General features: G+C 67.8%; 16 protein-coding genes. 12 read left to right on the forward strand and 4 right to left on the reverse strand.

Features of this window, described 5'->3' with window-relative positions; genetic code table 11:
• Positions 1-38: 38 nt before the first annotated feature.
• On the forward strand, positions 39-506 hold the full coding sequence (locus BLS34_RS06800; protein ID WP_093149115.1) for a rhodanese-like domain-containing protein: 468 nt from the start codon (positions 39-41) through the stop codon (positions 504-506).
• 6 nt (positions 507-512) lie between these two features.
• Here BLS34_RS06800 and serB read toward each other — a convergent pair whose 3' ends face one another.
• Positions 513-1,418 carry a phosphoserine phosphatase SerB gene (serB, locus tag BLS34_RS06805; RefSeq protein WP_093149118.1) on the reverse strand — a complete coding sequence of 302 codons (906 nt, stop codon included), beginning with the start codon at positions 1,416-1,418 and terminating at the stop codon, positions 513-515.
• 29 nt (positions 1,419-1,447) lie between these two features.
• Here serB and miaA point away from each other — a divergent pair, with 29 nt between their 5' ends.
• The 9 genes from miaA (at position 1,448) to rodA (ending at position 12,256) form a co-directional block, all read left to right on the forward strand.
• Positions 1,448-2,425, forward strand: a complete 978-nt coding sequence (gene miaA / locus BLS34_RS06810) for a tRNA (adenosine(37)-N6)-dimethylallyltransferase MiaA (RefSeq protein ID WP_093149120.1) — start codon at positions 1,448-1,450, stop codon at positions 2,423-2,425.
• 131 nt (positions 2,426-2,556) lie between these two features.
• Positions 2,557-4,368, forward strand: a complete 1,812-nt coding sequence (locus BLS34_RS06815; RefSeq protein WP_281169185.1) for an acetolactate synthase 3 large subunit — start codon at positions 2,557-2,559, stop codon at positions 4,366-4,368.
• Positions 4,369-4,488: 120 nt separating this feature from the next.
• Positions 4,489-5,055, forward strand: a complete 567-nt coding sequence (gene ilvN / locus BLS34_RS06820) for an acetolactate synthase small subunit (RefSeq protein ID WP_028795429.1) — start codon at positions 4,489-4,491, stop codon at positions 5,053-5,055.
• 121 nt (positions 5,056-5,176) lie between these two features.
• Complete coding sequence (gene ilvC, locus BLS34_RS06825; RefSeq protein ID WP_028795428.1) at positions 5,177-6,196, forward strand: ketol-acid reductoisomerase; 1,020 nt, start codon at positions 5,177-5,179, stop codon at positions 6,194-6,196.
• Between the two features lie 369 nt (positions 6,197-6,565).
• A complete protein-coding gene (locus BLS34_RS06830; RefSeq protein ID WP_028795427.1) occupies positions 6,566-7,609 on the forward strand; it encodes a rod shape-determining protein in 1,044 nt (347 codons plus the stop codon).
• A 58-nt stretch (positions 7,610-7,667) separates the two neighbouring features.
• Positions 7,668-8,588, forward strand: coding sequence for a rod shape-determining protein MreC (gene mreC, locus BLS34_RS06835; RefSeq protein WP_093149123.1), 921 nt, complete (start codon positions 7,668-7,670; stop codon positions 8,586-8,588).
• Positions 8,585-9,097: a rod shape-determining protein MreD gene (gene mreD, locus BLS34_RS06840; RefSeq protein ID WP_215906055.1), complete on the forward strand. Its 513-nt coding sequence runs from the start codon at positions 8,585-8,587 to the stop codon at positions 9,095-9,097. Before mreC ends, mreD begins: the two co-directional genes overlap by 4 nt.
• A 4-nt stretch (positions 9,098-9,101) precedes the next feature.
• A complete protein-coding gene (gene mrdA / locus BLS34_RS06845) occupies positions 9,102-11,099 on the forward strand; it encodes a penicillin-binding protein 2 (protein ID WP_038015164.1) in 1,998 nt (665 codons plus the stop codon).
• The gene (rodA, locus tag BLS34_RS06850) at positions 11,099-12,256 is read left to right on the forward strand and encodes a rod shape-determining protein RodA (RefSeq protein ID WP_028795423.1); all 1,158 of its coding nucleotides are present in this window, start codon (positions 11,099-11,101) and stop codon (positions 12,254-12,256) included. The genes mrdA and rodA overlap by 1 nt, the downstream gene beginning before the upstream one ends.
• 18 nt (positions 12,257-12,274) lie before the next feature.
• Here the strand turns inward: rodA and BLS34_RS06855 are convergent, their stop codons facing one another.
• The 3 genes from BLS34_RS06855 to BLS34_RS06865 all read right to left on the reverse strand — a co-directional run bounded on the left by BLS34_RS06855 (position 12,275) and on the right by BLS34_RS06865 (position 14,314).
• Positions 12,275-12,607: an STAS domain-containing protein gene (locus BLS34_RS06855; protein WP_028795422.1), complete on the reverse strand. Its 333-nt coding sequence runs from the start codon at positions 12,605-12,607 to the stop codon at positions 12,275-12,277.
• Positions 12,608-12,665: 58 nt separating this feature from the next.
• Positions 12,666-13,088, reverse strand: a complete 423-nt coding sequence (locus BLS34_RS06860; RefSeq protein WP_038015299.1) for an ATP-binding protein — start codon at positions 13,086-13,088, stop codon at positions 12,666-12,668.
• 107 nt (positions 13,089-13,195) lie between these two features.
• The gene (locus BLS34_RS06865) at positions 13,196-14,314 is read right to left on the reverse strand and encodes a hypothetical protein (protein ID WP_093149126.1); all 1,119 of its coding nucleotides are present in this window, start codon (positions 14,312-14,314) and stop codon (positions 13,196-13,198) included.
• 476 nt (positions 14,315-14,790) lie between these two features.
• Here BLS34_RS06865 and BLS34_RS06870 point away from each other — a divergent pair, with 476 nt between their 5' ends.
• The gene (locus BLS34_RS06870) at positions 14,791-16,548 is read left to right on the forward strand and encodes an efflux RND transporter periplasmic adaptor subunit (protein WP_175474136.1); all 1,758 of its coding nucleotides are present in this window, start codon (positions 14,791-14,793) and stop codon (positions 16,546-16,548) included.
• Positions 16,548-17,258: a hypothetical protein gene (locus BLS34_RS06875; RefSeq protein WP_093149130.1), complete on the forward strand. Its 711-nt coding sequence runs from the start codon at positions 16,548-16,550 to the stop codon at positions 17,256-17,258. Before BLS34_RS06870 ends, BLS34_RS06875 begins: the two co-directional genes overlap by 1 nt.
• Positions 17,259-17,262: the final 4 nt, after the last annotated feature.

The following is a 17,262-nucleotide window of genomic DNA, read 5'->3' on the forward strand; positions in this document are numbered from 1 at the left end:
TCCCTCACACATACAGGGGAATCGGCTAGGCTGCGTTCATGCGGTACAGCCTCCCCCTCCTGATCGTCGTAAGCGCCGCCATCCTCGGTGTCGGAACCCTGTACGGCATGCCGCACTGGGGCCTGGAGGACGGACGTCTGAACGCCTCCAAGGCCCATGCCATGGCGACGCGCGGCGAGATCCGCATCATCGATGTCCGCGCCGAGCGCGAGTGGCGGGAGACCGGTCTGGCCGAGGGCGCGGTCGGCGCCAGCATCCATAATCCGCGGGGCCGCGACGGCTTCATCGCCGCCGCCCTGGTGGCGGTCAACGGCGACAGGGATCGGCCGATCGCCACCATCGCGGAGACCGGCGTGCGCTCGACCAGGGCCAGGGCGTGGCTGGTGGCGGCAGGTTTCACCGAGGTCTACGACATCAAGGAAGGCATGTTCGGCCGCTATGACGAGACGGGCGTGGCGCCCGGCTGGCTGAACCGGGGCCTGCCGGTGGTCAGCTACCCGAACTGAGGCCGTTCATCCCGCGACGGACCCTGTCGCGAAGTCGGATACCTTGTACCCCTGCAGATAGAGCAGCCCGCGCAGATCCGCGTGTTCGATGCGGAAGCCGGCCGCGTCGCGCACCGCCGGCTTCGCCTGGAACGCCACCCCCATGCCGGCGGCGCCGAGCATGGCCAGGTCGTTCGCGCCGTCGCCGACGGCGAGCGCCGCATCCAGGGCCAGCCCATGGGCGGCGCACAGCTCCTTCAGCGTCGCCAGCTTGGCGTCGCGCCCCAGGATCGGCTCGCCCACCGTGCCGGCCAGGACGCCGTCGGCCACATGCAGAACGTTCGAGCGGTCCTCGTCGAAACCGATCCGCTGCCGGATCGCGCCGGTCATCGGCTTGAACCCGCCCGAGACCAGGGCGCAGTAGGCCCCGGCCGCCTTCATCGTCGCCACCAGAACGTCGGCGCCCGGGGTGAGCTGCAGCCCGTCCACCACGGTGTCGATGGTCGCCGCCGGCAGGCCTTTGAGCATCCCGACCCGCTCCCTCAGCGCGCCCTCGAAATCCAGCTCGCCGCGCATGGCCCGGGCGGTGATCGCCGCGATCTTGTCGCGGATGCCCGCGTATTCGGCCAGCTCGTCCAGGGATTCGCCGACGATGATGGTGCTGTCCATGTCGGCGATCAGCAGCCGCTTGCGCCGTCCCGCCGCGGGCCCGCCATTGACGTCCACCGGCGCGTCTTCGAGCCCGACGCGCACCCGCGCGAGGCACTCGACCGGCCGCTCGGCGTCGAAGGGGATGTCGGCGGCCTCGCCCGGCGCCAGCCATGTCGGATCGCCGATCCGGGCGCCGGCCTCGGCCAGCAGCCGGGCGGCGGTGGCGAGCGTGTCGGCGGCGAGCGCGCCTGGGGCGGCGCAGAGTGTCAGAACCTGTTGCATGCAGCGCACTTATCGCGTAGCGGCGAGCCATGTCCAGCGCCGACCCGCCTCCGACCCCGCCTCTGGGGCAGAAAACCGTGCTCGTCATCGCCGGGCCGACCGCCAGCGGCAAGACCGCCCTGGCCCTGGAGCTGGCCGCGGCGCTCGGCGGCGTGGTCATCAACGCCGACAGCATGCAGGTCTATCGCGAGCTGCGGATCCTGACCGACCGGCCGCCGCCGGAGGACGAGGCGCGGGTGCCGCACCGGCTGTTCGGCGTGCTGCCCGCCGCCCGGCGCGGGTCTGCCGCCTGGTGGCGCGACGCGGCCTCGGCCGAGATAGACGCGGTGCTTTCCGACGGGCGGGTGCCGATCCTGTGCGGCGGTACCGGGCTGTATCTGAACGCCCTGATGCAGGGTATCGCCGAGGTGCCGCCGGTGCCGGCCGAGGCGGTCGAGGAGGCCGTCACCCGCTACGCCCGGCTCGGCGGCGACGCCTTCCGGGAGGAGGTCCGAGCCCTCGACCCGGTGCTCGGCGTGCGGCTGGAGCCGGGGGATTCCCAGCGGCTGCAGCGCGCCTGGGCGGTGGCGACCGCGACCGGCAGGCCGCTCTCCGACTGGCAGGCGCAGCCGACCGGCGGACGCGACGATCTGACCTTCTGCCGCGTGCTGCTGTTCCCGCCCCGCCCGGTTTCGGCCGAGGCGGTGGAGGTCCGATTCAGAAAAATGATCGAGGAGGGGGCCGTGGAGGAGGTGCGGCGGCTCGCTGCAATGGGTCTCGATCCTTCGCTGCCGGCCATGCGGGCGATCGGCGTTCCTCAACTGATTGATTATATTGAAGGGAAGCGCGATCTGGATGCGGCTGTGGACGCCTCGGTGATCGCCACGCGGCAATATGCCAAGCGCCAGCGGACCTGGTTCCGTCATCAATTCCTGTCCGATATCCGATTGGACGCGCAATTTTCGAAAAGCGGTTTTGAGAAAATCTTTTCGGAAATTCGCAGCTTCGTGTTGACGCCCAAATTGTGAACGACTAGGTTCCGGCCGGCCGGCGCGGGAGGTTTCCGCGCCGGTCGTGTCTTTATCAACCTTGATCCTCTCTGGCGCCCCTCAGGAACCGGGCGCCGACAGCGAGATCGCAACAAAGAAGGAGCGGAACGGTGGCTGATACCCGCAAGACGTCCTCCCGTACCCCGTCGTCTCCCCAGGCGGCTAAACCCGAAATCATGTCGGGCGCCGCTGTTGTACTCCGCGCGCTCAAGGATCAGGGTGTAGAGGTCGTATTCGGGTACCCCGGCGGGGCGGTACTTCCGATCTACGACGAGATCTTCAAGCAGAACGCCATCCGGCACATCCTGGTGCGCCACGAACAGGCGGCGGTGCACGCGGCCGAGGGCTATGCCCGGTCGACCGGCAAGGTCGGCTGCGTGCTGGTGACCTCCGGCCCGGGCGCGACCAACGCGGTGACCGGCCTGACCGACGCGCTGATGGACTCGATCCCGATCGTGTGCCTGACCGGCCAGGTGCCGACCCACCTGATCGGCAACGACGCCTTCCAGGAAGCCGACACCACCGGCATCACCCGGCCCTGCACCAAGCATAACTATCTGGTGAAGGACCCGGAGAAGCTGGCGGACGTCATGCACGAGGCGTTCTACGTCGCGCGCAGCGGCCGGCCGGGCCCGGTGGTGGTCGATCTGCCGAAGGACATCCAGTTCGCCGACTGCCCGTACACCAACGCCAAGGACAAGGAGCCGAAGAGCTACCGTCCGCAGGTGAAGGGCGACGACAGCGCCATCGAGAAGGCGGTCGAGCTGATCGCCAAGGCGAAGCGGCCGATCTTCTACGGCGGCGGCGGTCTGATCAACGCCGGCCCGAAGGCGTCCAAGCTGTTCGGCGAGCTGGTGCGCAAGACCGGCTATCCGGCCACCCTGACCCTGATGGGCCTGGGCGCCTACCCGTCCTCGGACAAGCAGTTCCTGGGCATGCTCGGGATGCACGGCACCTACGAAGCCAACCTGGCGATGCATGACTGCGACGTCATGATCTGCATCGGCGCGCGTTTCGACGACCGGGTGACCGGCACGATTTCCGGCTTCTCGCCGGACTCCAAGAAGATCCACGTCGATATCGACCCGTCCTCGATCAACAAGAACGTGGCGGTCGATGTGCCGATCGTCGGCGACGCGGCGACCGTGCTGGAGCAGATGCTGGCGGTGTGGAAGGCCAAGGCCTACAAGCCCGACGCCAAGGCGCTGGCCTCCTGGTGGCGGCAGATCGACGGCTGGCGGGCGCGCAAGTGCCTGGCATTCACCCCGGGCACCAAGGACATCAAGCCGCAGCAGGCGATCCAGCGGCTGTTCGAGAAGACCCGCGACATGGACTGCTACATCACCACCGAGGTCGGTCAGCACCAGATGTGGGCCGCCCAGTATTACGGCTTCGACGAGCCGAACCGCTGGATGACCTCGGGCGGGCTCGGCACCATGGGCTACGGCTTCCCGTCGGCGATGGGCGTGCAGATCGCCCATCCCGAGGCGCTGGTGATCGACATCTCCGGCGAGGCCAGCTTCATGATGAACATGCAGGAGCTGTCGACGATGCGGCAGTACAACCTGCCGGTCAAAGCGTTCATCATCAACAACCAGTGGATGGGCATGGTCCGCCAGTGGCAGGAGCTGATCCACGGCAAGCGTTACTCGGAGAGCTATTCCGAGGCCCTGCCGGACTTCGTCAAGCTGGCGGAGGCCTTCGGCGGCGTCGGCCTGCGGGCGACCGAGGCGAGCCAGCTCGACGACGTCATCGACGAGATGATCGCCTCGCCGCACCCGGTTCTGGTCGATGTGTGCGTGACCAAGGAAGAGAACTGCTTCCCGATGATCCCGTCGGGCCGGGCGCATAACGAGATGATCCTCAGCCCGAGCGATCAGGAGCAGCAGACCGTGACCGACAAGGGCATGGCCCTCGTATGACGGCGTGCGGCCGCCGGGGCTTCCCGGCGGCTGCCCCGCCCGCCGTCCCCGCCATTCCCTTTCCGGGCGCCGGCTCCGGCATGAACCGCCGAGCCCCCGCCCGTCTTTCGGAGATCCGACGTGACACCCAATGATCAACCGAGCGCCCGGCATACCATCGCCGTGCTGGTGGCCAATGAGCCGGGCGTGCTGGCCCGCGTCATCGGCCTGTTTTCCGGCCGCGGCTACAACATCGAGAGCCTGACCGTATCCGAGGTGGACGAGGTCAACGCCCGCTCGCGCATCACCATCGTCACCTCCGGCACGCCGATGGTGATCGAACAGATCAAGGCGCAGCTCGCCCGTCTGGTCCCGGTCTACGACGTCCACGACCTGACCATGGAAGGCCCGCATGTGGGCCGCGAGATGGCGCTGGTGAAGATCCGCAACGGCGGAGACAAGCGGATCGAGGCCCTGCGCATCGCCGACACCTTCCGTGCCCGGGCCATCGACAGCACCTTGGGCAGCTTCGTGTTCGAGCTGACCGGCGATACCGGCAAGATCGACGCCTTCATCGACCTGATGATCTCGCTGGGCGAGGTGGAGGTGTCGCGTACCGGCGTCGTCGCCATCGCCCGGGGCGAGCACGTGCACATGCCGCTGGTCCGTAAGGCCAAGCGGAAGGCGAAGAAAGCCGCCGACGACTGACTCAAGAAACGACCAGCCATCTGGACTCGGCGGCGGCCGCCCAGCTAAACCGTCGCCGGATCCATGGAAAATATCGAAAACCTGATCTGAGAACCGCAAGACCCGAAGGAGGGAGACACCCATGCGCGTGTACTACGACCGCGACGCCGATGTGAACCTGATCAAGACCAAGAAGGTCGTGATCGTCGGCTATGGCAGCCAGGGCCATGCCCATGCCAACAACCTGAAGGACAGCGGCGTCAAGGACGTGGTCGTCGCGCTGAAGGAGGGCTCGCGCTCCCGCGCGAAGGCCGAGGCCGCCGGCTTCAAGTGCATGACGCCGGCCGAGGCCGCCAAGTGGGGCGACATTCTCATGATGCTGACCCCGGACGAGCTCCAGGGCGACATCTACAACGAGGACCTGAAGCCGAACATGCGCGCCGGTGCGGCGATCGCCTTCGCCCATGGCTTCAACGTCCATTTCAACTTCATCGAGCCGCGCGACGACATCGACGTGTTCATGATCGCGCCGAAGGGCCCGGGCCACACCGTGCGCTCCGAGTACCTGCGGGGCGGCGGCGTGCCGTGCCTGGTCGCCATCGACCAGGATTCCTCGGGCAACGCCCTGGAAGTCGCGCTGAGCTACTCCTCCGCCATCGGCGGCGGTCGCGCCGGCACCATCGAGACCACCTTCAAGGAAGAGTGCGAGACCGACCTGTTCGGCGAGCAGGTCGTCCTGTGCGGCGGTCTGTGCGAGCTGATCAAGGCCGGCTACGAGACCCTCTGCGAGGCCGGTTACGCCCCGGAGATGGCCTATTTCGAGTGCTTGCACGAGGTGAAGCTGATCGTCGACCTCATCTACGAGGGCGGCATCGCCAACATGAACTACTCGATCTCCAACACCGCCGAGTACGGTGAGTACGTCTCCGGTCCGCGGATCGTGACGGAGGAGACCAAGGCCGAGATGAAGCGCGTCCTGGCCGACATCCAGTCCGGCACCTTCGCCCGCAACTGGATGCTGGAGAACCGGGTCAATCAGTCCTCGTTCAAGGCCATGCGCCGCCGTGCGGCCGAGCACTCGATCGAGCAGGTCGGCGAGAAGCTGCGCGCCATGATGCCGTGGATCGCGGAGAACAAGCTGGTCGATCAGACCAAGAACTGATCGTCGGTTATTTGATTAACGGACGGGCGGGTCGGCCGGTGCTGACCTGCCCGTTTCGCGTTCGGAACAATGCCCACCGTCGATCCGCCGGATTCGTCCGCGACTCTTTAACGAATCGCGGTGAAGAGCGCTTTGTAACTGTCTGCGAATCCTGATATTGTCATCGACGTAGCGTATCGGAGCAGCGCAAAGCGGTGGGGGCGGCGCAGCCAGGCTGTTTATAAGGCCGAAGCGTCGACACGCGGAATACGAGCCGGGCCGGAAGGCCGTCCAGGTGATCAGCCAGGGACGGCGGCCCAGACGGGATTCGATCGGCCAGTCCCATGGGAGACATGGACCGGGCCGCAACATCGACGGGACTGAGAAACGATGTTCTTCGCCAATCTCCTCGGAATGCTGTCCGCCGATATGGCCATTGACCTCGGCACGGCCAATACCCTGGTCTACGTCAAGGGCCGCGGCATCGTCCTCAACGAACCGTCGGTGGTCGCCATCGCCACGGTCCGCGGCAAGAAACAGGTGCTGGCCGTCGGCGACGAGGCCAAGCAGATGCTCGGCCGAACGCCCGGCAACATCCAGGCGATCCGGCCGCTGCGCGACGGCGTCATCGCCGATTTCGAAGTCGCCGAAGAGATGATCAAGCACTTCATCCGCAAGGTGCACAACCGCCGCTCCTTCGCCAGCCCGCAGGTCATCGTCTGCGTGCCGTCGGGGTCGACCGCGGTTGAGCGTCGCGCCATTCAGGAGAGTGCGGAGAGCGCCGGGGCCCGCCGGGTGTTCCTGATCGAGGAGCCGATGGCCGCCGCGATAGGCGCCAATCTGCCGGTCACCGAGCCGACCGGCTCCATGGTCGTCGATATCGGCGGCGGCACCACCGAGGTGGCCGTGCTGTCCCTGGGCGGCATCGTCTACTCGCGCTCGGTGCGCGTCGGCGGCGACAAGATGGACGAGGCGATCATCGCCTATATCCGCCGCAACCATAACCTCCTGGTGGGTGAGGGCAGCGCCGAGCGGATCAAGAAGGAGATCGGCTCCGCCTATCCGCCGGAGGACGGCACCGGCAAGGGCCTGCAGATCAAGGGCCGCGACCTGATGAACGGCGTGCCCAAGGAAATCATCATCGACCAGTCGCAGATCGCCGACAGCCTGGCGGAGCCCGTCAGCCAGATAGTCGAAGCGGTGAAGGTCGCGCTGGAACAGACCCCGCCGGAACTGGCGGCCGACATCGTCGACAAGGGCATCGTGCTGACCGGTGGCGGCGCGCTGCTCGGCAATCTCGACTTCGTGCTGCGCCATGCCACCGGCCTGCCGGTGATGATCGCCGACGACCCGCTGTCCTGCGTGGCGCTCGGCACCGGCCGGTGCCTGGAAGAGATGAAGGTGCTGCGCAACGTGCTGATCGGTGCGTACTGACATCCACGCCGTGCAGGCGCATTCGAAACTCCGTCTACCCGTGAGGTGACCGGCGATCATGGCGAAGCGACCCGGATCGTTCAGCAGCGTGGCACAACCCGTGCGTTCACTGTGGAGCCGGTTCGCCTTCGCCACGCTGATCATTGCCGCCTTCGCGCTCATGCTGCTGGGCAAGGCGGACGTCCTGCTGGTGGATCGGACGCGCGTGGTGGTGCTGGACGCGCTGGCGCCGGTGATCGAGGTGGCGGCGCGCCCGGCCGAGGCCGTGACCGACCTGATGAACAATGTCCGCGACCTGCGCTACCTGCGGGCCGAGAACGCCCGGCTGGCCGTGGAGAACGACCGGCTGGACCGCTGGCAGCATGTCGCCCGCCGGCTTGAGGCGGAGAACCGGGCGCTGCGGGCGCTGACCAACTTCGTGCCGCCGAAGGAGATCGATTTCGTCAGCGCGCGGGTGATCGCCGATGGCGGCGGCGCCTTCGTGCGCAGCGTCATGATCACCGCCGGCCGCAAGGACGGTCTCGCCCTCGGCAACGCCGCGGTCAGCGGCGAGGGGCTGGTCGGCGGTATCGTCGAGGTCGGCGAGGCCTACAGCCGGGTCCTGCTGATCACCGACCTGAACTCGCAGATCCCGATCGTGATCGAGCGGACCCGCGACCCGGGCGTGCTGGCCGGCGACAACACTCGCTCGCCCCGCATCGTCTATCTGCCGCAGAACGCCCAGGTCCTGCCCGGCGACCGGATCGTCACCTCCGGCCATGGCGGCGTGTTCCCGCCGGGTCTGGCGGTCGGCATGGTGACCACGATCACCGACGGCTCGATCCGGGTGACGCCCTTCGTCGACTGGGAGCGGCTGGAATACGTGCGCATCCTGAAGACCGGCTCCGACGGCGTGGTCCAGCCCGAGAGCGCCCATCTGCCGCCGTTCTCCGTCATGGGTCCGGAGACCGCGCCCCGCTCCGGCGGGACGAAACAATGATGCGACCGACCGCGGCTCAACGTCTCGATCTCTGGATCCGCCAGTCGACGCCGATGGCGCTCACCGCGATTCTGGCGGTCCTGTCGGTGATCACCATCGGCATTCCCGGCTATGCCTCGGTGGTGCCCGGCTACACCGCCATGGCGACGTTTTACTGGGCGGTGTTCCGTCCCGACCTCCAGCCGGCCTCGGCCCTGTTCCTGATCGGCGTGCTGCAGGACATCCTGACCGGCACCCCGCTCGGCCTGACCGCGGTCAGCCTGCTGCTGCTGCACGCCTTCGCCCTGTCCCAGCGGCGCGCGCTGATCACCAAGCCGTTTCTGCTGACCTGGGTCGGCTTCATGCTCATCCAGCTTCCGGTCTCGATCCTCGCGTGGATGATGATGTCGATGCTGCAGTTCCGCCTGGTCGGGCCGGAGCCGGCACTTTTCCAGTACCTGGTGACTGTGCTCGGCTTCCCGGTCGTGGCCTGGCTCTTCGTCCGCCTGCACCGTTACGTGGTCCGGTGACCCCATGCTGAAGGCGAGCGAGCAGGACGTCCAAAAGGTCTTCACCCGCCGCGCGCTGGTGCTGGCGGGGGGCAAGCTCGCCCTGATCGGCGCGCTCGGCGCCCGGCTGTACTACCTGCAGGTGGTCGAGGCCGACCGCTACGAGCTGCTGTCGCGCGGCAACCAGTTCAATCTGGAGCTGCTGCCGCCGGTGCGGGGGCGGATTCTCGACCGCAACGGCGTGGCGCTGGCCGACAACCAGGACAATTTCCGCGTCGAGATCGTGCGCGAGCAGACCGACGACGTGGCGGCGACCCTGTCGGCCCTGCGCTCGATCATCGAGGTGCCGGACTGGGACGTACGCCGGGTGCTGAAGGACGTGAAGCGCAAGCGCGCCTTCGTCCCGGTCACCGTGGTGGAGAACCTGACCCGCGAGGAGATCGCCCGGGTCGCAGTGAATGCGCCCTATCTTCCGGGGATCCGCATCGAGGTCGGCCGCTCCCGGCGCTATCCGTTCGCCGACACCGCCGTGCACATCACCGGTTACGTCGCCGCCGTGTCGGAAAGCGAGCTGACCGGCGACCCAGTGCTGGAACTGCCCGATTTCCGCATCGGCAAGAGCGGCATCGAGAAGCTGCACGACCTCGGCATGCGCGGGACCGCCGGCCGCAGGCAGGTCGAGGTCAACGCGCTCGGCCGGATCATCCGAAAGCTTCCGGGCGAGGACGGCGAGCCGGGTCGGGACGTCAAGCTGACGCTCGACATCAACCTGCAGCGCTACGCCACCGAACGCCTGTCGCGCGGCAATGCCGAGCGGCTGCCGACGGAGGATCCGCGGGCGCAACTCGCCCTGGCGCAGGCCGAACCGGCGATGCGCGACCTCTATGCCGACCGGCAGACGGTGCTGGTCGATGCCGAGGGCAAGGTGATCGAGGCGGAGAGCGGCTCCGCGGTGGTGATGGACGTCCATACCGGGGAACTGCGGGCGCTGGCCTCCGCGCCCGGCTATGACCCGAACCCGTTCAACCGCGGCCTGTCCGCCAAGGACTGGGAAGAGCTGCTGACCAATCCGCGCGGGCCGCTCAACAACAAGGCGGTGTCCGGTCAGTATCCTCCGGGCTCCACCTTCAAGATGCTGGTGATGCTGGCCGCCCTGGAATCCGGGCTGGCGGGGCCGGACACCAAGTTCTTCTGTCCGGGCCATCTGACTCTCGGCGACACCCGCTTCCACTGCTGGTCGCGCTACGGCCATGGCTGGCTCGACATGAAGCAGTCGATCGCCCAGAGCTGCGACGTCTACTACTACGAGTTGGCCAAGCGGATCGGGATCGACCGGATCTCCTCAATCGCCAAGCGGTTCGGCCTGGGCGAGCTGACCGGGGTCGACATCCCCGGCGAACGCCGTGGCCTGGTCCCGTCCCGCGAGTGGAAGCTGGCGACGACCGGCGTGCCCTGGCAGATGGGCGAGACGCTGGTGGCGGCGATCGGGCAGGGATTCAATCTCGCCACCCCGCTTCAGCTCGCGCTGATGACGGCCCGGCTGGTCAATGGCGGCAAGGCTGTGGTGCCGCATATCGAGTTTCCCAACGGCCCGCCCGAAGCGGCCGAGGACATGGCCGTCGACACCCGCCACCTGGAAGCGGTGCGGGTGGCGATGTCGGAGGTGGTCAACGGGCCGCGTGGCACGGCGCGCAAGATCCAGGGCAGCCCGGACGACGTGAAGATCGGCGGCAAGACCGGCACGGCCCAGGTCCGGCGCATCACCATGGCCGACCGGGCATCCGGCGCCTACAAGGAGGAGAAGCCCTGGCGCTTCCGCGACCACGCGCTGTTCGTCGGTTTCGGGCCGGTGGAGGCGCCGCGCTATGCCGTGGCGGTGGTGGTCGAACATGGCGGCGGCGGGTCGTCGATGGCGGCCCCGATCGGCGCCGACGTGCTGCGGGAGGCGTTGCGGATCGACCCACCGGGACCGACCGCCTCGGGCGAAAGCGGTGCTCCCACGCCCGAGAGGCAGGACGGCTGATGGCGATCTCCTTCCGCTCCGACGGCCTGAATCCGCCCGAACTTTCGATCGGCCAGAAGCTGGTGGCGATCAACTGGCTGCTGGTGCTGCTGGTGGTCACGATCGCCGGCGTCGGCTGCCTGATGCTGTATTCCGCCGCCAACGGCGACTGGACGCCCTGGGCCTACCGCCACGCCCTGCGCTTCGGCATTGGCCTGACCGCTATGCTGACCATCGCCCTGATCGACATCCGGTTCTGGATACGCACCGCGTATCTCGGTTACCTGGCGGCCCTGCTGCTGCTCGGGGCGGTGGAGATCATGGGCGAGATCGGCATGGGCGCGCAGCGCTGGATCGATCTCGGCCTGTTCCAGCTCCAGCCGTCCGAGGTCATGAAGATCTGCCTGGTGCTGGCCCTGGCCCGGTATTTCAACGGCCTGACCTACGAGGAGGTCGGCAACCCGCTGAACCTGATCATCCCGCTGCTGATGGTGGCACTGCCGGCTATGCTGGTGCTGAAGCAGCCGGATCTGGGGACGGCGCTGATGATGATCGCCGGGTCCGGCGCGATCTTCTTTCTGGCGGGCGTGCGGATCTGGAAGTTCCTGGCGCTGATCGCGGCCGGGGTGGCGGCGGTGCCGATCGTCTGGCAGTTCCTGCGCGAGTATCAGCAGAAGCGCATTCTTACCTTCCTCAACCCGGAGAGCGATCCGCTCGGCTCCGGCTATCACATCCTTCAGTCCAAGATCGCGCTGGGCTCCGGCGGTATCTTCGGCAAGGGCTTCCTGAAGGGCAGCCAGAGCCACCTGAACTTCCTGCCGGAGAAGCAGACCGATTTCATCTTCACCATGCTGGCCGAGGAGTTCGGCATGGTCGGGGCGTCGTGCCTGATCGGGCTGTACGTGCTGGTGCTGGCCTATGGCTTCGCCATCGCCATCCGCGCGCGCAGCCAGTTCGGCCGGCTGGTCGCGCTGGGGGTGACCACGACGCTGTTCCTCTACCTGTTCATCAACGTCGCGATGGTGATGGGGTTGATCCCGGTGGTCGGCGTGCCGCTGCCGATGATCAGCTATGGCGGCACGGCGATGCTGACGATGATGATCGGGCTGGGGCTGCTGCTCGGCGTCTCTGTGCATAGGGACGTGCGCATCGCCCGCGCCGGGGTCGAGGAGGACTGAGTCGGCCTCCGGTCGCAATCAGCCGGCGGCGAGCACCGCGTTCAGGTCGGGATAGACCTTGAGGATCGTCAGGAAGCCGCTGATCTCGAAGACCTCGCGGATTTCCGGCGACATGGAATGCATGGAGAACTGGCCTTTCGCCGCGGCGGTCCGTTTGGCCGCCACCAGCAGCACCCGCAGTCCGGCGCTGGACACGTAGTCGATGCCGCCGAAATCGATGGTGATCTTGGTCTGTCCGGCCCCGATCCGCTCCAGCAGGGCCTTCTCCAGCTCCGGCGACGTGTTGCTGTCCAGCCGCCCCTTGGGGGCCACTTCCAGCAATTCGCCATGGGTCGCGGTGTCGATCTGCATGTTTCCGGATCCTTCCAGGTCAGTCTCGGGTCGAGAGTAACGGTTCGACGTTGCGCCGTCATGCCGGGGCGTTGAGCGCCAGCACCATGTCCAGCACGTTGCGGTCGCCGTCGCGGGTATAGCGCGTCTCGGCCATCACGGTCTTGACGATGTGCACGCCGAGCCCGCCGATGGCCCGGTCCTCGACGCTGGCGTCGATGTCCGGTTCCGGTGCGTCGGTCAGCGGGTCGAACGGCCGCCCGCTGTCGGCGATGCGGATGTCGAGCCGGTCGCCGTCGAGGGTGAGGGCGATCTCGATCGCATCCTCACGGATGTCGCCAGTATCGAAGCCGTACTTGATGACGTTGGAGACGATCTCCTCCACCGACATGTCCAGATGCATGGCGCTGCGCATCGGCAGGTCGTGCGCCTCGGCGAAGCCGCCGATCTCCGCGGCGATCCGATCGAGCTCCTCGGCCCGGTTGGCGGCTGTGATGGTCATGGTCGGCGTCGGCATCGCTCAGGCCCTCGCGTCCGGCGCGAAGATGCCGTGGTCCGGCAGGCGGCCGATCTCCTCACCCCGGTCCCGACACCGACAGCGGACCCCCGTCATGAGCGGTCCGCTCCGGCGCCCGGAGGCGTCGCGATGTGAGGAGCCGCCGCCAGGGCGTCGAGCGCTTCGTGCATGCGGGCGAGCAGGAGCTGATCGTTGCGGGCTGTGTCCAAGAGCTTTCCTCGCAGTTCTGCGACATCGGCGGCGATCTTGTTCGCCACCTCCGCCAGGCCGCCATCGGGTAGATGGTGGTGGAGAATCCGGATCAGGCGGGTGATCTGGAGCAGGACACGCAGGATGGAGAAGCCGAACTCCGGCACCGCGGTTCCCGTCTTGGACACCGTATTCTTCAGCATTCTCACATAGTTCGGCGCCAACCGCAGCAATCCCGATGCGAAGTCGCGCACCACATGCTCGCTGATCGTCTCCACATGGGGATGGGCATGGGTGCGCTCGCGCTCGACGACGTCCAGGGTGCGCGAGATGACGGCGACCACATGCTCGACGGAGACCAGCATGGCGGCGATGTCGAAATGCACGAACATGTCGGCCGCGTCGCCCCCACGATCGATCACGGTCAGCGCCGACAGCAGGGCGATCTTGGCGTAATGGTCGCGAAGCCGCCCGACCTCCGCCATGGCCTGGCGGTCGTCCAACCGGGCGGCCACCCGGATCATCGCCTCCATGGCGGCGAGATCCACCATCGCGGCTCGGTAATCGGGGGAGTCTTCCGGCGATTGCAGCGCCTTGAACCGATCGACGCGGTCCGTGGCCTCTGCCGCCATCCGCGCCCCGATCCGCTTGATCAGCGCGCTGGCCTCGGTGCCGGATCCGCTGGCCCGTTGCCAGGCGGCCAGGGCGCCGAGCAGGGCGGCCGCATCCAGCGGACCGACGGCCGCGTCCTCCTTGGTGTCGGCGCCGGGGTTCCGCCAGCTCTCGCGGGCCGCGTCGTCGAACGCCTGCGCTAGGGACGGGAGAACGTCGACGACAATCTGTCGCTGCAGCCGGCTCGCACCGCTCTGGGCCGTCCGCCGGAGGTCGCCGCCCTCCGCCATCGCCCGGCGAAAGTCGTCACCGAATCGCGACAGGCATCGAACGGCATTGTGGACGGCGACGGTGCCGCCCAGGGGGGAGACGAGGCCGTGCTCGACAGCCCGCAGGCTTGCGTCGAACATGTTCGCGCTCAATCGGGGATGCGCCGCCATGACCGCGCCGATGCCTCGTCGGTGACGTTGTGAACGGGCAGGCTACCTGTGCCGGCCGGTCAATCCAACTGTTCCGGCCAACTGTTCCGGCCAACTGTTACGGAAGGGCTCGCGCCGGCGGCCGGCGGCTGACGTCGGAAAAGCTAACCTAGTCGGGAAGTTGCGTTGGAATCATTCAAAGATCTTTGTTTCATCAGCGAAGAATTTCGGACATGTTATAACCTCTCCGTAAGCCTATTCCCGTCAGGCTGAACGTGGCATGAATTCGGCGACATGCTTTCGGATCAGAATGTACGAGGAGCTAGAGTTCGTGCAGCGGACTGTTGGTCGGTTACGGGCGTGGAGGCGCCGCATGGCAGAAGCTCGCGGTTCGGGAGCGTCTATGGTTGTTGCCTGGGGCAGTTGCCAGGTGCACCTGAAACAGAATGTTGAGAGGTGACGCGTCGATGAGTTTTCGAGCCGCAGCGATAGCAGCGTTGGCGATCGGGGGACTGGTCGCCGCCGCAGGACTGGGCGGAGCGCCGGTCGATGCCGAAGCACAGGGCGATCCGGCCGCGCCGGGCGACGTGTCCGCCAATGTGCCGGCTGCCGAAGTCGCCGCCGACGGAAGTGCCGACCGAAGTGCAGCCGGACTCGTGTCCCGCAGTGCCGGCGGCCTGAACGCCGGCGCGAGCGCGGTCGCCGAGACCGGCTGGCAGCTTGCGGCGGGCGCCTACTATCTCGGCGGCGAGCTCGTCGAATCGTCGCAGATCATCGGTATCAGCACACTGCAGATGCTGGGCCTGCTCTCCACCGAAGGGGCGCAGGACCGCGCGCGCCTTGGTGAAGGCGGCGTCGCGAGCCTGTGGTGGGGCAGCAGCGCCGGGGACGAGCCGCCCGCCGTGGAGGCACCGGCGCCCCATCCGTTCGCCACGGAGACCGCGACGCCGACGGCGGATCCCGCCGGCCGCCGGTCCGCCGGCGGCGACCGGTCGCTTCTTGCGGCGACCCAGACCGGACCGCGCAGCCCGTTCCGTCCGGTGGCGCTGAACACCGCCGACAGCGAGGGGGAGACGGCGCCGGGGACCTCTGCTGATCGGACCGCCTCCGACCAGGGCGCGGCGACGGACGATATCTGTTCCTGGGCGCCGAAGAGCAAAGGCAAGGCGGCGGCCCTCAGCGGCGAGGATGTCGCTGTGCTCAGCAGGCTCGGCCTGATGGATGAGAGCGCCCAGCGCCTCCCCGACGGCACGATCTTCCTGCCCAAGGTGACGCAGCGCCTGCTGGAGGTCCGCACCGCCTACACCTGCAAGGGCACGGTGTCGACGACCCGGCGGCTGGTGGGCCATGTGATCGCCAACCCGACCAGCAGCGGTCTGGTCCAGGCCGAGCAGAACGGCCGGATCGAGGCCGGCGAATTCGGTTTCCCGGTGATCGGGCAGCGGGTGGAGAAGGGCCAGTTGCTCGGCTATCTGATCCCGATCCTGTCGAGCATGAGCCGCGCCGAGCTGCAGGGCCAGATCGCCCTGGTGCGTGGCCAGATCGCCGAGCAGGAACTGGCGATCGCCCGGACGCGCGAACTGCCGCTGCTGCCGTTCCGCGAGGGGCGCATTCTGTCCCTGCGGATCGAGCTCAACCGGCTGCGCGCTCAGCGTGACGCCCTGATCGAGGGGCTGGACGCCCGCCAGCCGCTGATCGCGTCGGTGTCCGGCGTGATCGCCCGGTCCGAGGTACGCGTCGGTCAGGTGGTCGAGGAGCGCCAGCTGCTGTGGGAGATCGCCGATACCGACGATCTCTGGGTCGAGGCCGACTCCTTCGGGTCGCAGACCAATTTCGCCGATACCGGTTCGACGGCGCAGACCCAGGACGGTCAGGTGATGGATCTGGTGCTCCAGGGCCTCGGCCTGTCCACCGACGGGGCGCAGTCCTCGCCCGTTCAGTTCCGCGTCGACGGTGTGCCTGACGGCGTACGGATCGGCCAGCAGGTCGTGGTGAACGTCCGCGAGCTCGGCGAGGTCGAGGGCGTGCTGGTGCCGCGCAGCGCCCTGGTGCGCCAAGGCAACGGCGAGATGACGGTCTGGGTCGCCAAGGGCCCCGAGCAGTACGAGCCGCGCAAGGTCAAATGGAGTTCGGCCGGCGCGGAGGTGGCGATGATCGAGGCCGGCCTCGAAGACGGCGTGCGCGTCGTCGTCGCCGGGGCCACCCTGTTGTCGGAGATCCGCTGATGTACCGCACGAATGCCTGGAGCGCCCGGATGATGAAGCGCGCGACGATAGCGGCACTGGCGGCGCTGATCCTGACTGTGCCGGCGGCGGCCCCGAAGGCCGGTCCCGGCCATAACCACGGGACCGAGGAGGCGCTGCCGACGGTGTCCCTGGACGACTTGCGTCCGCGGGCCATCGCCGCCGGAACCTGGTTCGAGTTCGTCGCCATGCCGGTCTCCGGCGCGCTGGCGATCTTCCTCGACAACGCCGACACCAACGCCCCGGTGCTGGACGCCTATGTGGAACTGCTGACCGTGGCCGACGCGCCGCTGATCGCCGAGCAGGTGGTGCCCGGGGTCTATCTCGCCTCGCCCTGGCCGCCCGCCGGAGTCGATCCGGAGACGCTGCGCGGATCGGACGTGGTTGTGACCGTGGTCGCCGAGGCCGGGGAAGACCTGATGGTCGTCGGCCTGTCCGATGCGGTGGTCGACGCGTCGCTGGAGAGCGGCCAGACCGCGCCCGGGGACGGCCATGCGAGCCTCACCGACGGGGTGAGCGAACTGGCGTCGGCCGAGGACGCCGGCGGGACCTGGATGATCCTGATGGGTGGTCTGCTCTCGCTGGCCGGCCTGTCGGCCGGCATCCGCTACCGGGGCGTCGCCCGCTGGGTCGGCATGAGCGCGGTGGTCGCCGGCCTTGCCATCGGCATCTCGACCACCGGCCTGGTTTGAGGGC

This window comes from Thalassobaculum litoreum DSM 18839, assembly GCF_900102465.1.
Classification (GTDB): Bacteria; Pseudomonadota; Alphaproteobacteria; order Thalassobaculales; family Thalassobaculaceae; genus Thalassobaculum; species Thalassobaculum litoreum.

Bases quoted from the DNA above. Each gene is read 5' to 3' on its own strand.
- BLS34_RS06800 (WP_093149115.1), top strand. From the start codon at position 39: ATGCGGTACAGCCTCCCCCTCCTGATCGTCGTAAGCGCCGCCATCCTC.
- serB (WP_093149118.1), bottom strand. From the start codon at position 1,418: ATGCAACAGGTTCTGACACTCTGCGCCGCCCCAGGCGCGCTCGCCGCC.
- miaA (WP_093149120.1), top strand. From the start codon at position 1,448: ATGTCCAGCGCCGACCCGCCTCCGACCCCGCCTCTGGGGCAGAAAACC.
- ilvC (WP_028795428.1), top strand. From the start codon at position 5,177: ATGCGCGTGTACTACGACCGCGACGCCGATGTGAACCTGATCAAGACC.
- BLS34_RS06830 (WP_028795427.1), top strand. From the start codon at position 6,566: ATGTTCTTCGCCAATCTCCTCGGAATGCTGTCCGCCGATATGGCCATT.
- mreC (WP_093149123.1), top strand. From the start codon at position 7,668: ATGGCGAAGCGACCCGGATCGTTCAGCAGCGTGGCACAACCCGTGCGT.
- mreD (WP_215906055.1), top strand. From the start codon at position 8,585: ATGATGCGACCGACCGCGGCTCAACGTCTCGATCTCTGGATCCGCCAG.
- mrdA (WP_038015164.1), top strand. From the start codon at position 9,102: ATGCTGAAGGCGAGCGAGCAGGACGTCCAAAAGGTCTTCACCCGCCGC.
- rodA (WP_028795423.1), top strand. From the start codon at position 11,099: ATGGCGATCTCCTTCCGCTCCGACGGCCTGAATCCGCCCGAACTTTCG.
- BLS34_RS06855 (WP_028795422.1), bottom strand. From the start codon at position 12,607: ATGCAGATCGACACCGCGACCCATGGCGAATTGCTGGAAGTGGCCCCC.
- BLS34_RS06860 (WP_038015299.1), bottom strand. From the start codon at position 13,088: ATGACCATCACAGCCGCCAACCGGGCCGAGGAGCTCGATCGGATCGCC.
- BLS34_RS06865 (WP_093149126.1), bottom strand. From the start codon at position 14,314: ATGTTCGACGCAAGCCTGCGGGCTGTCGAGCACGGCCTCGTCTCCCCC.
- BLS34_RS06870 (WP_175474136.1), top strand. From the start codon at position 14,791: ATGAGTTTTCGAGCCGCAGCGATAGCAGCGTTGGCGATCGGGGGACTG.
- BLS34_RS06875 (WP_093149130.1), top strand. From the start codon at position 16,548: ATGTACCGCACGAATGCCTGGAGCGCCCGGATGATGAAGCGCGCGACG.